Origin of the sequence: Pedobacter sp. MC2016-24, assembly GCF_015223055.1 — a bacterium.
Lineage (GTDB): Bacteria > Bacteroidota > Bacteroidia > Sphingobacteriales > Sphingobacteriaceae > Pedobacter.
In genome coordinates, this window is record NZ_JADFBX010000018.1 from 43,138 (window position 1) to 57,782 (window position 14,645).

General features: G+C 41.0%; 10 protein-coding genes. 6 read left to right on the plus strand and 4 right to left on the minus strand.

Annotation, left to right across the window (positions count from 1 at the left end; translation table 11 throughout):
* The first annotated feature begins 43 nt into the window (after positions 1-43).
* Positions 44-2,266: a cation:proton antiporter gene (locus IM797_RS25145; RefSeq protein WP_194129986.1), complete on the plus strand. Its 2,223-nt coding sequence runs from the start codon at positions 44-46 to the stop codon at positions 2,264-2,266.
* Between the two features lie 16 nt (positions 2,267-2,282).
* On the opposite strand, the gene IM797_RS25150 is transcribed toward IM797_RS25145, so the two are convergent.
* Both IM797_RS25150 and uvrA read right to left on the minus strand, forming a co-directional pair.
* Positions 2,283-2,903 (minus strand): LysE family transporter, encoded by a 621-nt coding sequence (locus IM797_RS25150; RefSeq protein WP_194129987.1) that lies wholly within the window; start codon positions 2,901-2,903, stop codon positions 2,283-2,285.
* Positions 2,904-2,948: 45 nt separating this feature from the next.
* Complete coding sequence (uvrA, locus tag IM797_RS25155; RefSeq protein WP_194129988.1) at positions 2,949-5,747, minus strand: excinuclease ABC subunit UvrA; 2,799 nt, start codon at positions 5,745-5,747, stop codon at positions 2,949-2,951.
* Positions 5,748-6,015: 268 nt separating this feature from the next.
* Here uvrA and IM797_RS25160 point away from each other — a divergent pair, with 268 nt between their 5' ends.
* The 4 genes from IM797_RS25160 to recA all read left to right on the plus strand — a co-directional run bounded on the left by IM797_RS25160 (position 6,016) and on the right by recA (position 8,790).
* Complete coding sequence (locus IM797_RS25160; protein WP_194129989.1) at positions 6,016-6,591, plus strand: RNA polymerase sigma factor; 576 nt, start codon at positions 6,016-6,018, stop codon at positions 6,589-6,591.
* Positions 6,592-6,691: 100 nt separating this feature from the next.
* On the plus strand, positions 6,692-6,889 hold the full coding sequence (locus tag IM797_RS25165) for a hypothetical protein (protein WP_194129990.1): 198 nt from the start codon (positions 6,692-6,694) through the stop codon (positions 6,887-6,889).
* A gap of 94 nt (positions 6,890-6,983) precedes the next feature.
* Complete coding sequence (nth, locus tag IM797_RS25170) at positions 6,984-7,655, plus strand: endonuclease III (RefSeq protein WP_194129991.1); 672 nt, start codon at positions 6,984-6,986, stop codon at positions 7,653-7,655.
* A 121-nt stretch (positions 7,656-7,776) separates the two neighbouring features.
* Positions 7,777-8,790 (plus strand): recombinase RecA, encoded by a 1,014-nt coding sequence (recA, locus tag IM797_RS25175; RefSeq protein WP_194129992.1) that lies wholly within the window; start codon positions 7,777-7,779, stop codon positions 8,788-8,790.
* Between the two features lie 91 nt (positions 8,791-8,881).
* On the opposite strand, the gene IM797_RS25180 is transcribed toward recA, so the two are convergent.
* Positions 8,882-9,103 carry a hypothetical protein gene (locus IM797_RS25180; RefSeq protein WP_194129993.1) on the minus strand — a complete coding sequence of 74 codons (222 nt, stop codon included), beginning with the start codon at positions 9,101-9,103 and terminating at the stop codon, positions 8,882-8,884.
* Positions 9,104-9,121: 18 nt separating this feature from the next.
* On the minus strand, positions 9,122-10,123 hold the full coding sequence (gene tsaD / locus IM797_RS25185; protein WP_194129994.1) for a tRNA (adenosine(37)-N6)-threonylcarbamoyltransferase complex transferase subunit TsaD: 1,002 nt from the start codon (positions 10,121-10,123) through the stop codon (positions 9,122-9,124).
* A 289-nt stretch (positions 10,124-10,412) separates the two neighbouring features.
* On the opposite strand from tsaD, the gene IM797_RS25190 reads away from it, so the two are divergent.
* The gene (locus tag IM797_RS25190; protein ID WP_228099115.1) at positions 10,413-14,645 is read left to right on the plus strand and encodes a translocation/assembly module TamB domain-containing protein; all 4,233 of its coding nucleotides are present in this window, start codon (positions 10,413-10,415) and stop codon (positions 14,643-14,645) included.

Sequence of the window (14,645 nt, forward strand, 5' to 3'; positions counted from 1 at the left end):
AAAAGGGGCTTTTTTCGTATCTTACGAGAAACCCTTTTTTTCTATGATACATTTACCAGTATTAATTACTGATTTAGGTTTGATACTTGCAGCGGCGGGCATTACCACGTTACTTTTTAAAAGCATAAAACAACCACTTGTTCTGGGCTATATTTTAGCAGGCTTATTGGTTGGGCCACACATTAAATTTATCCCTACGGTTACCGACAATGAAAGCATCCACATCTGGGCAGAGATTGGGGTAATCTTCTTATTATTCAGTCTGGGGCTGGAGTTTAGTTTTAAAAAATTAGTTAAAGTTGGGGGCTCGGCTTCCATCACAGCCATTGTAGAGGTGGTCTTTATGCTGCTGATCGGGTTCATCGCCGGAAAGGCCATGGGCTGGTCTACCATGGACAGTATATTTTTGGGCGGAATCCTATCGGTTTCCTCCACAACCATCATCATCAGGGCTTTTGAAGAGCTTGGCGTAAAACATAAAAAGTTTGCCGGACTGGTATTCGGCGTATTGATTGTCGAAGATCTTGTGGCCATTTTGTTATTGGTCTTGTTATCTACCCTTGCTGTAAGTCAGCAATTTGCAGGCGTAGAAATGTTAACTTCCATTTTAAAACTCTGCTTCTTTTTGGTGCTCTGGTTTATTGGGGGGATATTTTTGGTTCCAACGTTTTTAAAAGCGACCAAAAAGCTCATGAATGATGAGACCATGCTGGTGGTATCTATTGCACTTTGTTTAATTATGGTCTTACTGGCGGTAAAAGTTGGCTTTTCTCCAGCTCTGGGTGCATTTATTATGGGTTCCATTCTGGCAGAAACGACGCAGGCAGAACGCATTGAGCACCTGACCAAATCGGTTAAAGATTTATTTGCAGCCATTTTCTTTGTTTCGGTGGGGATGCTGATTGACCCGAGCATTTTGGTTGATTATGCGGTTCCCATCCTGGTGATCACTGTAGCGACAGTATTGGGTAAGTTTTTAAGTTCGGGACTGGGTGCACTCATTTCCGGTCAGCCATTAAAAACGGCCGTACAAACAGGCTTAAGTCTGGCACAAATCGGGGAATTCTCTTTCATCATCGCGACATTGGGTTTAACGCTGAAAGTGACCAGCGACTTCCTCTACCCTATTGCAGTTGCCGTTTCGGCAATTACCACCTTTACCACCCCTTACCTCATCAAATCTTCAGAACCCTTTTTCCGCTTTTTGGAGCGTAACCTGCCAAAAAAATGGGTTGAAGGCCTGAACCGGTACAGCTCAAGTACAGCGGGGATTACAACTTTGAGCGACTGGAAGGTATTGCTGAAAGCTTATACGTTCAATACCATTATACATGCTGTTATTCTGATTGCCCTGGTGTTTGTGGGTGCACGTTACCTGCAACCTTTCATCACGGCCAATATCATCAACGGGAACAAAGGCATCATCATTAGTCTGGTGGTTACCTTAATCATCATGACACCCTTTCTGTGGGCACTCGCCATCAGAAGGATTGAAAGAAAGGCTTACTCCCATTTGTGGTTAAACAAGAAATATACCCGTGGCCCATTGGTTGCGCTTGAAATTTTACGGATTGCACTGGCCATATGCTTTGTAGGCGTGCTGATTTACCAGTTTTACAGTACCTGGCTGGCGATCAGCATTGGTCTGCTCCTGATCATTTCCGGTATGGTTATCTTTTCAAGGAAATTACAGGGTTTCTACAACAAACTGGAAAGCCGCTTCCTGTTGAACCTGAATGCCAGGGAGGCACAGAATGCACAGCCGGAGATTTTACCCTGGGATACCCACCTGGTAGAGCTTGTTGTGGCCCCGGAATCGAAACTGGTTGGTAAAACCCTGGTTGAATTGTCTGTCAGGGAAAAATTTGGTGTGAACATCGCCCTGATTGAGCGTGGTAAAATTATGATTCCTACGCCAGGAAGAGATGAAAGGCTGTATCCGAACGACAAGGTACTGGTGATTGGAACCGACGACCAGCTGGCTATGATTAAGGAATTATTTGAAGGAAGTGTGGATGAACAGACCGAAGCGAGTTTCCCTAAGAAGGACATGACGCTGCAGAAAATTGTCATCAATACCAATTCACCGGTTTACGCACAAAGCATCCGCAGTTCAGGCATCCGCGAAACCACGCAAGGCCTGGTTGTAGGAATTGAAAGAAATGGCGAACGCATTTTAAACCCGGATTCAAATATGGTATTTGAAAACGGCGATATTGTCTGGATTGTTGGCAACAACAAAAAGGTGCCCGACTTACTCAAATAAGCGCTGTGTTGCCGGTCTATTTGATCAGGTGGATATAAGTAATTTTACCAATGTGATAGGCAGACAGCCCAAAAAACAGCAACGCGATACTTTTATTGACAATGTAACTGCTTAAAGCAAATTTTTCCTGAATGTATTGCGCAAACCGGGCGAAGCCGTAAAGGGCTACAGCAGCACCGATACCAGATCCGATACTAAATACGGTAAGTGACACATAACCAATATCGATCCACTCGTGAGAAATCAGGTAAGTACCTACAAAAAGCCAGTAAGGAATTTGCATCGGGTTGATTACCCCGAGCAACATTCCGTAACGGATGCTGTCTTTTTTTGAATAATCTGCTTTAGGCATTTCTTTACGCGAGCGCCAGGTAATGATCCCCAGAATTCCAAACATAAAGATCATCACCACATCAATGATGTCCCCGATCTTAATTTCGGAGGACAGCCATTGCACAAAACGCATCACACCAAAGGTGAAAAGAATTTCAACACAGGAAAAAGCACAGATGAAATAAATGGCCTGGCGAATTCCACGTGAAATGGTAATCTGCACTACAGTAAGATTGATATTTCCTGGCGGGATATAACCCACCATGTTTAGCACAATCCCTAAAAAGAGTGTTAAAAAAAGCATAGGCGAAGATACAATGATTTCATTTTATTTGACAATTCAAAACAGTTACATATGGTCTTTCAAATATTTCGCTGTATATGAAGCTTTTACTCCCAAAAGATCTTCTGGCGTACCTTCAAAAACTACATGTCCACCCTGATCTCCACCTTCCGGACCGATGTCAATTACCCAATCTGCAGATTTGATCATGTCCATATTGTGTTCAATAACCAGCACACTATTTCCTTGTTCTATTAAGGTGTTCAAGGCAATCAATAATTTTTTGATGTCGTGAAAATGAAGTCCTGTTGTGGGTTCATCAAAAATAAACATCGTTTTATTGGCGTTGTTACCTTTAATCAAAAACGAAGCCAGTTTAATCCGCTGTGCCTCTCCTCCCGATAAAGTATTGGAAGATTGACCCAAATGAACATAGCCTAAACCTACGTCAACCAAAGGTTGAAGTTTGGTCAGGATTTTAGGCTCTTTATTGAAAAATTGAACCGCCTCCTCAATGGTCATGTCTAAAATATCAGCCACGTTTTTATCTTCATAAGTTACGTCCAGTACCTGCTGCTTAAAGCGACGGCCACCACAGGTTTCGCATGGCAGATAAATATCGGCCATAAACTGCATCTCGATCTTCACTTCCCCTTCTCCCTGGCATACATCGCAACGTCCGCCTTCTACGTTAAATGAAAATGCCGCCGGTTTTAAGCCTGCTGCTTTTGAGGCGGGTAATGCAGCAAACAATGCCCTGACATCATCCCATGCTTTCACATAAGTCACCGGATTGGACCGGGAAGAACGTCCGATCGGATTTTGATCCACCATTTCTACCTGACTAACCAGGTCATAGTTACCAAAAATTCCGTCATAGGCGCCAGTTTGCTCACCAGAGTAATTGCCAATTGCTTTCTGCAAGGCCGGATAAAAGATCTTCTTGATTAAACTGGTTTTCCCTGATCCGGAAACTCCGCTCACTACGGTGAATACGCCCAGTGGTATTTTCACATCGATGTTTTTCAGGTTATTTTCGCGTGCTCCTTTAATGAGGACATGGTCCCTCCAGCTCCTTCTGCGCTCAGGAATCGCAATCTTCTCTGCTCCGGAAAGGTAACGTCCGGTTAAACTGCCTTTATCTTTAATAATTTCTTTATAGGTACCGCTGAATACCAGGTTTCCACCATGTGTTCCGGCTTCCGGACCGATATCGATGATGTGATCCGCAGCCTTCATCATTTCTTCCTCATGCTCTACTACCAGTACGGTATTGCCTACATTCCGAAGGGAAATCAATACTTCAATGAGCTTATTGGTATCCCTGGGGTGCAAACCAATACTGGGCTCATCCAATACGTAAATGGAACCGACCAAACTGCTACCCAATGAAGTAGCCAGGTTGATGCGCTGGGATTCACCCCCGGAAAGCGTATTGGATAAACGGTTTAAGGTAAGGTAGCCCAGGCCGACATTGTTCAGGTACAATACCCGGTTTACCACTTCGGCCAGTAAACGTTTGGAGATTTTTTGATCTGTTTCGGATAGTTCCAAACCATCAAAGAAAGCCAGGATTGTTGACAAAGGCATGAGCACGACATCGATGATCGATTTACCGCCTATTTTAACATAAGATGCATCCTTACGCAACCTGGAACCTTTGCAATCCGGACAATTGGTTTTGCCACGGTACCTGGATAACATGACCCGGTACTGGATTTTATACGTTTGTGCTTCCAGTTCTGCAAAGAATTCATTCAATCCCTGGAAGTATTTATTCCCTGTCCAGATCAGTTGCTGTTGTGCTTCTGTCAGTTCATGATAGGGCCTGTGGATCGGAAAATCAAACTTATCTGCACTTTTGATGAGTCTGTTTAGATAATCGCGCATTTTCTCCCCTCTCCAGGGTGCAATGGCGTTGTCATACACACTTTTGCTCTTATCCGGGATGACCAGATCTTCATCGATACCGATGACATTGCCATATCCCTCGCACTTTTTGCAGGCACCATAGGGATTATTGAAGCTAAAGAAATTCGGTGTAGGTTCTTCAAAACGGATTCCGTCCAGTTCAAAACGGTCACAGAAGTGGTTCATCGTTCCATCATGCTCTACGTAACAATCACCTTTTCCTTCAAAAAAGGCCGTTTGAACAGAATCAGCGATCCTGCTTAAGGTTTCTTCCTCCTGATTAACCACAATACGGTCGATCAGGATATTTACAGTCAATTCGTCTTTGAGTTCAAAATCAGTAAAAGATTCGTCTTCCAGGATGGCCTCAATCTTTTGAATTTTGCCTTGATAAGAAATCCTTAAAAAGCCTTTTTGAAGCAATACCGCCAACTCTTCTTTAATAGAACGGTTGTTGTGTGGGAAAAGCGGACAAAAAACGGTGACCACACTTTCATCAGCCAGGGTTGAGATAAAATCTACCACTGTAGAAACCGTATCTTTCTTCACAATTTCACCGGATACCGGAGAATAAGTCTTTCCGATACGGGAGAACAGCAACTTCAGGTAATCATAGATTTCGGTTGAAGTGCCGACTGTAGATCTTGGGTTTGAAGTAATGACCTTTTGTTCAATGGCAATTGCCGGGGCGATACCTTTGATATAATCTACATCAGGTTTGTTCATCCGGCCCATAAACTGACGGGCGTAAGATGATAAACTCTCTACATACCTCCTTTGCCCTTCGGCATATAAGGTATCAAAGGCCAGAGATGATTTGCCAGAACCAGACATCCCCGTGATAACCACCAGTTTATTTTTGGGTATGGCAACATCTATATTCTTGAGATTGTGAACTCTGGCACCTTTTATGATTATGTTTGTATGTGGATCTTTATTGATTTCCTGATTCATTGATTTATGGCTGGAATAATGCGAATATAACCCAAAAAAGCCAATAAAGTTTTTTTGGGGGGACTACAAAAATAAGGCTCTAAATTTACTTTATATTTTTTTTAACACTTTTTATATTGTTTTGTAATAAAAAAAATGCTTCTTTTGAACTAATTAACTGAAACACCACAATTCATTAACAAACAAACAATAGGAGAATCTATATAGAAAAAACCTCTACTAAGTATTTTTTTAGCAAGCAGCAAGGGAATTTAGTACGAATACTCCTATGAATCTACAACAAGATAGTGACCAAGAATTAGTAAAGTTATACATTAACGGTAATGAAACCGCTTTGGAAGAACTTTTAAAAAGGCACAAGTCCAAAATATACACTTCTATTTATTTGTTGGTCAAAGACCAGTATTTGGCAGAAGATATCTTTCAGGATGCTTTTATTAAGGTAATCAATACCTTACGGTCTGGCCGTTATAATGAGGAAGGCAAGTTTTTACCATGGGTGATGCGTATTGCGCACAATTTGGTCATTGACTATTTCAGGCGGGAAAAGCGGGCTCCGGTTATTACAAGTGCAGATGGTACCGACATTTTAAATATGCTTCAATTTCATGAGGAAAGCGCTGAAGATAAAATGTTAAGGGAACAAACGCATTTTGACCTGAGGGCCATGATCCATCTGTTACCTGATGACCAGAAGGAAGTTTTGATCATGCGCCATTATGCAGACCTGAGCTTTAAAGAAATTGCCGACCTTACTGAAGTAAGCATCAATACTGCCCTGGGCCGTATGCGTTATGCCCTGAATAACCTTCGGAAGATGATGAAGGTCAAGGAAATATCCTGATTTCAGGTGCTGAAAATAAATTATAATTAATTGTTGTAAGGGTTAAAATAAATCCATAACAATAGCGTTTAGTAAATTATACTAATCTGTTTATTTGCTTATGATGGAAACCTTTACTTCAGTTAACAATCAAAATTACTTACAATCAAAACAGGAAAAAGCCCCTGCAGAAGATTTGGAAAGCCTTAATGCATTACACGTCCAAATGAGTGCCCAGTTGGATGTGTTGATCAAAGATCCTTCGAACGAATCGCTTCAAAAGATCTTAAATTACTCAAAGGCGGGTAATTTCAAATGAAACCCAAGCTGCCACACCCTGGCAGCTTTTTTTATGTGCATAGATTAGGACACAGCCATATTGAATATGAAAACAAATTTATCTAAGTTTGCCTATGCTCAAAAAAGAAAGATACCAGCTTTTTGTATCTCATTTTTCGGCTAAGCAGCCGAATGCGGAAACAGAATTACATTACAACAACCCTTTTCAACTACTCATTGCAGTCATACTTTCAGCTCAATGTACGGACAAGCGCATCAATCAGATCACCCCTGCTTTGTTTCAGCGGTTTCCGACACCAAAATCTCTGGCTGAGGTAACACCAGACCTGGTTTTTGATTACATCAGAAGTGTGAGTTACCCCAACAATAAAGCAAAGCACCTGGTTGGTATGGCCAATATGCTCATGAACGATTTCAACAATGAGGTTCCATCTGATATTGATCAATTGCAAAAAATGCCCGGAGTAGGCAGAAAAACAGCCAACGTGATTGCCTCGGTAATTTACAATGCCCCGGCTATGGCAGTAGACACCCATGTTTTTAGGGTAGCCAACCGCATTGGTTTAACCACCGGAAAAACGCCTTTGGCTGTTGAAAAAGATCTGGTTAAAAACCTGCCGGAACACACCATCCATATTGCCCACCACTGGTTAATCCTGCATGGCAGATATGTTTGCGTAGCCAGATCGCCCAAATGCAGCATTTGCGAGATCACATATTTTTGCAAATACTTCCAAAAGAATGAGAAAATAACTAAAATTATTAGCGATAAAAAGCTGTTATAAAAATATCTTTAATAACAATTGACAATTTAATTAAAATAATAATTACATTTGCTAATGTAATTAGCACACAAGATCAGATTAATTTAATGCCCTTCTGGTCTCAATACTGAAAGTTAATCATATGAGCGCAAACGCAGACAAATTAAAAGCATTACAACTTACACTAGATAAGTTAGAAAAATCATACGGTAAAGGTACTGTGATGAAATTGGGAGACAATCCGGTAGAAGCGATTGAGTCGATCTCTACAGGATCTATCAGTTTAGATATTGCTTTAGGTATAGGCGGTGTACCTAAAGGAAGGGTTATTGAAATATACGGACCAGAATCTTCAGGTAAAACAACCCTGGCTACCCACATCATTGCGGAAGCTCAGAAAAAAGGTGGTCTTGCCGCATTTATTGACGCAGAACATGCGTTTGATAAAGGTTATGCAAAAAAACTAGGTGTTGATGTTGACAATTTGTTAATCTCACAACCAGATAATGGCGAGCAGGCACTGGAAATTGCCGATAACCTGATCCGTTCCGGTGCAATCGATGTAATTGTCATTGACTCGGTAGCAGCCCTGGTTCCAAAAGCGGAAATTGAGGGTGAAATGGGCGATTCTAAAATGGGTTTACATGCCCGTTTGATGTCACAGGCACTACGTAAACTGACTGGTACCATCGCCAAAACAGGATGCTGCTGTATTTTCATCAACCAGTTACGTGAAAAAATTGGTGTGATGTTCGGTAACCCTGAAACAACTACCGGTGGTAACGCCTTGAAATTCTATGCTTCAGTACGTTTGGATATCCGCAGAACTTCTCAGATTAAAGATTCTGATGAAGTTGCCGGTAACCGTGTGAAAGTTAAAATTGTAAAAAACAAAGTTGCCCCTCCTTTCCGCCTGGCTGAATTTGACATCATGTTTGGGGAAGGTATTTCTAAAACAGGTGAGATCATCGATCTTGGCGTTGATTTCAACATCATCAAAAAAGCAGGATCATGGTTCTCTTATGGAGAAACCAAACTGGGTCAGGGTAGAGATGCAGTAAAGCAATTGTTAATGGATAATCCTGAATTATCTGATGAAATAGAAGCTAAAATCCGTGCGGAAGTAACCGGAGATAAATTAGAAGAGAAGGTTTAAATTTAGATCATCCAGTATAAAAAAAATGCCGCATCATAAATATGATACGGCATTTTTTTATACTTGTCTCAGCCTAAGCCTGAAAGCAAAGCTATTTTGTCTCTGACCTTTGCATCTGCATCGTTGCACCTGCGCCGGTACTCATAAACTTACCATCGTACTTGATGATGGTAATCAATGCGATGATAATCATGGCAATCAGCATGAACAAACCGATATAGCTTCTGTTTGGGTCTTTTTTAATGAGCCAGATTAAAAAAATAATCAATGGGATCAATAACAATCCAAAAAATATATAGCTCGCTGCATTCATAATTTGTTTATTTAATATTTAAAATTCCATTCTTGATAATGGAGCAACATCCTGCCCTACAAAATCACCATTTAAAAACTTGTGATAACCAGCAATGGCAATCATTGCCGCATTATCGGTACAATATTGAAATGCAGGAATATAGACATTCCAGTTCAGCTCTTCAGCTGCTTTTTGTAATCCTTCACGCAAACCACTGTTGGCAGACACGCCTCCCGCAATGGCGATTTCGCGGATACCATACTGTGCTGCCGCTTTCTTAAGCTTTTGAAGCAAAATTCTCACAATACTATGCTGTACGGAGGCACAAATATCATTTAAATGATCTGCGATAAAATTTGACTGTTCTTTTTCCTGATTTCTGATGAAATACAAAATTGAGGTTTTAAATCCGCTAAAGCTATAATCTAAATCTTTAATCTGCGGATCAGCAAATTTAAAGGCTAAAGGATTTCCCAATTTCGCGTGACGATCAATGAGTGGCCCACCAGGATAAGGCAAATTCAACAGCTTAGCCGTCTTATCGAAAGCCTCACCAGCTGCATCATCCAAAGTTTCACCGACAATCTCCATCTCAAAATAGCTCTTAACCAGTACAATCTGGGTATGCCCACCAGAAACCGTGAGACATAAAAAAGGAAATTCAGGTTTGGGGTCGTCTATGAAATGTGCCAGAATATGTGCATGCATGTGATTTACAGAAATCAAAGGTAAATCTAAAGCCAGCGCAAAAGATTTGGCAAATGAAACACCAACCAATAGCGCCCCCAATAAACCCGGTCCTTGCGTAAAGGCAACAGCATCTAATTCCTTTTTATCTATATTAGCATCAATTAATGCTTGCTGAATAACCGGAACGATATTTTGTTGGTGTACCCTGGAAGCCAATTCAGGAATTACACCACCATAATTTTCATGAATTGTTTGGTTTGCTATAACATTGGCAGTAATTTTGCCGTTGTTACAGATAGCAACCGAAGTTTCATCACAAGAAGATTCTATAGCAAGTATTACAGACACTTTATTATAATTAAGCTACAAAAATATTAAAAAACTATTAAAAATACTTGTTTGGATTGTTGCATCGGTTATATTACTTGTTGCAGTAGTTTTATTTGCCCTTCAATTCAGACCTGTTCAGACCTTTGTAGCGAAGAAAGCAGCGGATTACCTGTCTAAGGAACTCAACACAACCATCTCTTTATCTGGAATTTACATCAAACCATTTAAGTCCGTAGTCATTGAAAACCTACTCGTACTTGATCAGCAAAAAGATACACTGTTAAGTACACCTAAATTTTTGGTTGACATGAATCAATTGTCCCTGGACAAAAGAATCATTGCCGTAAATACCGTACAAATCAACAACGGTTCCTTTTTTCTAAAATCTTATAAAGACACCACAAGCAACCTGGATTTCATTATAGATTATTTCGACTCCGGTCCACCTACCGTAAAGAAAAAGAAAAAACCCTACCAGATCTCCTTTGCGCGGGTAATCTTAAACAACATCAATTTCAAATACAAAAACTATAGAAGAGACACTGTCATGAAAGGTGTCAATTTTGATGATGTGGCCCTAAGTAACCTGAATGGAATATTTGAGCAACTGAATACCAAAGACCACATTCTTCAAACAGATATCAAGAACCTGACTTTTCGTGAAAAAAGTGGTTTCTATCTGAAAAACCTGAGTGCATTCACCACCATAGATACGAACAGTATAGAACTGAAAAAATTATTGTTGGTGACCAACAGAAGCCGATTGTCTGATTATTTTCAGATGCGCTTTAAAAGTTTTAGCGACTTTGACGACTATTTTAATAAAATCAGGATGAAAGCCGTTTTTAAAGACAGCCACGTATCCTCGCATGACGTGTCCTATTTCACCTCGGATCTGGACATGATGAACCTCGACGTTGACGTTACGGGACAAATCACCGGATTGGTCAAGGACCTGAGGTCTAAATCATTGTCTATAAAAGCCGGAAAAGCAACCTACGTAAAGGGCGATTTTGCATTAAAAGGCCTGCCAGAGCTTTCCCAGACTTTCATGGATTTTAAAGTAGAAATGGCCGGAACCAATAAGACTGATCTGGATGAACTGGTTCGGAATATCTCTGGAAAGAAAGGTAAAATTGTACCTGACATTGTGGGCAAATTTGGCAACATCAATTTCAATGGCTCATTCACCGGCTTCCCGAATGATTTCATTGCCTTTGGTGAGTTCAAAACCAAGCTGGGCAGAGTGGTTTCTGATGTCAATATGAAAATTGACAAAAAGGGCATCCCATCCTATACGGGTAACGTAAAAACCTATGATTTTGATATTGGAAACCTGATCAACGAAGGAAGCCTGGGCAGGCTCTCCGCCTCATTATACATCAAAGGGCGCGGCACTGAAGTGAAAAACCTGACTGAAAAACTGGTCGGTGATGTGGAGTATGTGGATTTCAACAATTACCGCTATAGAAATGTTAAAATTGACGGAACATTTGAAAAGAAATATTTTGATGGCCGCTTAACAATTGACGATAAGAATGTGCAGCTCGCATTTGATGGCGGGGTTAACCTGAATCCGGAATTGCCTGAATTTAATTTTAAGGCTACCATCAAAAATGCAAAGTTAAGGGCCCTGAAACTGTATAAAGATTCCCTGAAAATTGACGCTGTTTTCAGCACCAATTTTTCGGGAAATAACCTGAACAATATCCAGGGAAATTTGCTGTTGCAGCACATCGTACTCAACAATGTTAAAGGGATTTACCATGTCGATTCCGTGTTGCTGAAGGCCAATGGACTGGGGAAAGATAGAACGCTTGTGGTAAACTCGGATATATTAGATGCCAGCATCAAAGGCCAGTACGACCTGAACACCATTCCTTCTTATTATAAAGCACTAGCCAAAAAATACATTCCTTCCTTAAAGGCCGAAATCATCAAATATGGCAACCAGGTTTTTCAATTTAACCTGAACATCAAGAGGTTTGAACCGATTGCAGAGCTTCTGGTTCCGGGTCTGGAAATTGAGGATCAGGCCATTTTCATTGGGAATTTCGACTCACCAAATAATACAGCTACATTAAATGGGTACATCAAGAAACTAAAATACAAAGGTGTAGTCATCAACAACATCATTGTCGATGAAAATACAAGTGCCAATCAGCTCCAGGCCATCATCACATCAGACCGGGTAGATCTGAATGACAGTTTGTATATCAAAAATGTCAACATCTCCAACATATTAAGAAATGACAGTCTTTCGCTGAACATCAAAATGGCAGATTCAGACGATGAAAATCAGCTGGATTTAAACGGTTTGATTGAATTTGGCGGAGACACTACCGCCAGAATCAGCGTCTTGCCTTCCATGCTGACCATCAATAAAGAAGACTGGAAAATCCAGGAAAAGGTGAGGATCAATTTCCAGGATGGAAAAACGCAGATCAGCAATTTTGACCTCAATAATGGCAAACAATTGCTGACCCTGGACGGTACACTTTCTAACGATCCAAAAGATGCCTTGATTTTAGGATTTAAAGATTTCAGTTTAAAAACGCTCAATCCTTTTGTGAAGACACTGGGCATCACACTGAGTGGGGACTTAAATGGAAAAACGCGATTGTCGAATATCCTCAAGTCGCCAAGAATTAATGACGACATCACTATTGATTCGCTAACGCTGAACAACACCCATATTGGCGACCTGAGGGACACGTCAGGTTACGACCAAACCAATAAAATGGTCAACATATTTACCAATGTCATCACCAATGGCAAAGAGACACTCAAGGCGACCGGCGAACTGGACTTAGAGAAGAAACAAGTTGACATTGCCCTCAAATTAGATAAAAGTGAACTGGCAATCCTGGGCCCTTTTGTATCAGACCTGGTTTCAAACCTCAAAGGCCGCATTTCTTCTAACCTCACGGTTAAAGGTCCTTTTGAGAAACCTAGCATTGATGGCGACATTACGCTGGACGAGGCCACCATGACGATTAACTACCTGAAAACAACTTACACCATATCAGATCAGGTCGATGTATCGAACAGTACCATTCAAATCAATGACCTGAGGTTGCTTGACATCAATAAAAATGAAGCAATTGCCAATGGAACAGTCAATTTGAACGACCTGAACAATCCAGATCTCGATATCGTTATTGATGCGAAAGAATTTATGGCGTTAAACACCACCGAAAAAGATAACGGACTCTATTTTGGTCAGGCATTTGCCACTGGTACCTTTAAGTTTAAAGGCCCAACCAATCAATTGTACATTGACATTGATGCCAAAACAGAGAAGGGCACTGTCTTTAACTTGCCGCTTAACAACTCTGAGACGGTCTCCAGTAAAGATTTCATCACTTTTGTAGGTAAAGATACCACGGCCAATGAAGCGCTTAAAAAGACCAGCTTTGATGGCCTAACCATGAGCTTAAAATTAAGCGTGGATCAAAACAGCACTGCAAACATCTTTACGTCGCTGGGGAATTTGAGTGGAAAGGGAAATTCTAAAAATTTAGCACTGAAGATCAATACTTTTGGCGATTTTGAAATGTCTGGTGATTACATCATTGAAACCGGAAGCTTTGATTTTACAGCCCAGGAAGTGATCAACAAGAAGTTCAGTATCCGGCAAGGTGGTACCATCCGGTGGACTGGTAACCCGACTACAGCACAAATTAACCTGAAAGCTACTTATGCGGTTCGCGCAAGTACCTCAGATTTGTTTACTGCAGCCAATGTAACAAACTCGCTTACGGAAAGAGTACTCACAGAAGTGGAAATGGGATTAACAGGGCTGCTGTTGAAACCCGATATCAAACTGGATATTTTCTTCCCTTCAAACCCTGCCATTAAGGAGCAGTTGCAAACCTACTTTAATGACGACAACAACAGGAATCTACAAGCCCTGAGTCTCATCATCCGTCGGAGTTTTGCGCCAGGAACAGGAAAAGAAGATTTGGGTAAACAATTACAATCTGGTGTAACCAGTACAGCAACGGAACTTTTGTTCAACCAGCTGAACAATGTATTGTCATCCCTGAATCTGGATTTTGTGGACCTGAACCTGCGTTCATTAAATGATGCCAATGCCTCGTTCCGCTTTTTTAAAGACCGGGTGATTTTAAATGCAGGTATTGTGGACAGGAACAGTACCAATGACCTTGCGCTGATTTCCTCATCCAATGTAGGCGGAGAAGTAGAGGTATTGGGCCTCATTAAGAAAGATGGAACATTGGTGGGCAAACTGGCCAATAAGCCACCGACCCAGCAGAGCTCATTTATTTTGGGTACAGCCCAAAGTACGAATGTGACTTCCTTCGGACTCATATACACGCAGCAGTTTGATACTTTCAGAGAGTTTGTTCAAAAGATTTCGGGTAAATACCGCCGGGAAGAAAGAAAAAAACAGCTTGAACTTGAAAAGCTGGAGGAAGAAAAAAGAAAAGCAGAGGAAAAAAAGAAATCCCCTGCTTCAAAAACTTCAGCTAATAAAGAAGCTGTATCTGATAAAAAGAAAGCTAAAAAGAAATAG